Annotated in this window: 1 protein-coding gene; it reads right to left on the bottom strand. The window is 68.5% G+C overall.

The genetic code is table 11. The features are described from left to right. Positions 1-22 precede the first annotated feature (22 nt). Entirely contained in the window at positions 23-1,228 is a 1,206-nt protein-coding gene (locus AC07EG_RS40270) for an IS110 family RNA-guided transposase (protein WP_478258540.1), read from the bottom strand. Positions 1,229-1,459 lie beyond the last annotated feature (231 nt).

The raw sequence follows: 1,459 nt of genomic DNA, 5'->3' as shown, positions 1-1,459 counted from the left end.
GGGGGGTGTCCCTATGTGGTTGTCAAGCCGCAGCGGGGGTTGAGGTGGGTTCGGGGTGGCGGTAGTGGGTTCGGTTGCGGAGCATGGCGTAGAGGACGTCGCAGCGTCGTCGGGCGAGGCAGATGAGGGCGGCGTTGTGTTTCTTGCCCTCGGCTCTCTTGCGGTCGTAGTAGGCGCGGCTGGTCGGGTCGTGCAGGGCGGCGAAGGCGGCGAGGAAGAACGCGCGTTTGAGTTTGCGGTTGCCGGTGCGGGCGGGGTGTTCGCCTTTGATGCTGGTGCCCGAGGTGCGGGTGACCGGGGCGATGCCGGCGTAGGCGGCCAGGTGGGCGGAGCTGGCGAAGTGGGAGGCGTCGCCGATTTCGAGCAGGATGCGGGCGGCGGTCCTGATCCCGATGCCGGGCATCGAGGTCAGGACCCCGGCAAGAGGGTGCGCATCGAGTATCTCCTCGACCTCGGTGGCGAGTTGTGTGCGTTGCCAGAGCACGGTTTTGAGGCTGTCGGCGAGTCTGGGCAGCACGGTGTCCGCGGCGGTGGTTCCGGGGACGGTGACGGTTTGCTCGTCCAGTGCCGCGAGGATCGCGGTGACGAGTGTGTCGCCCATGCGGGGCGCGTGAGCCTTCGCGATCGCGGTGAGTGTGCGGCGCCCGGCCTTGCGGATTCCGGCGGGGCCGCCGCAACGGGACAAGATTTCCAGGACCGCCGGATGACTGATCTTCGGGCCGATCGCGCGTTCGAGGGCGGGGTGGATGCCGGTGAGCAGGCCGCGGATGCGGTTGGCGATCCGGGTGGCTTCGCCGGCCAGGTCGTCGTCGAAGCCGACCAGCACTTCCAGCTCGGCCAGGGTGTCATCACCGACGTCGACCGGGCGCAGCGTGTGGGGCAGCGAGCGGGCCGCGTCGGCGATGATGAACGCGTCGCGAGCATCGGTTTTGGCCTTGCCCGGGTAGAGATCGGCGATGCGGCGCATCGCCAGCCCGGGCAGATAGGCGACTTGGTGACCGGCTGCGCGGGCGACGGCGACCGGCAGCGCGCCGATCGTGGCTGGCTGATCAACCACGACCAGCAGCGGACCGAGCTGGGTGAGCTTGTCGAACAACGCGCGAAGTTTGGGCTCGCTGTTGGGCAAGGGCCCGTCATGCAGCCGCTTGCCGGCCGGATCCAGGCCCACCGCGTGGTGGCTGCCCTTGCCGACGTCAAGGCCGAGGAACACGCCGAAACTGCTGGTCATGCACAGTTCTTTCGTCCGTCGCGGGTGGTCGCCGGTCAGGCATCGATGGCCGGCACCCACGTTACGACGAGACCTGCCCTGCGGGCGGCCGTGTCCCTATTCAGCGGTCCCTCGATGCCGCCAGGCCCGGTGACACCACCCCCCGGATCATGGGCTCGACTGGGGGCATCAGTCATGCCGAACCTGGCGACCACAGCTCCTTGATCAGGAACTACGAAAAAGGTAACGGGG

It is taken from the genome of Amycolatopsis sp. NPDC045836 (assembly GCF_056431745.1).
The sequence above is the reverse complement of the archived record's forward strand: the minus strand, read 5'-3'. Positions and strand labels throughout refer to the sequence as shown.

What these genes read in the sequence shown, in the direction of transcription:
- AC07EG_RS40270 (WP_478258540.1), bottom strand. Translation starts at nt 1,228, where the DNA reads ATGACCAGCAGTTTCGGCGTGTTCCTCGGCCTTGACGTCGGCAAGGGC.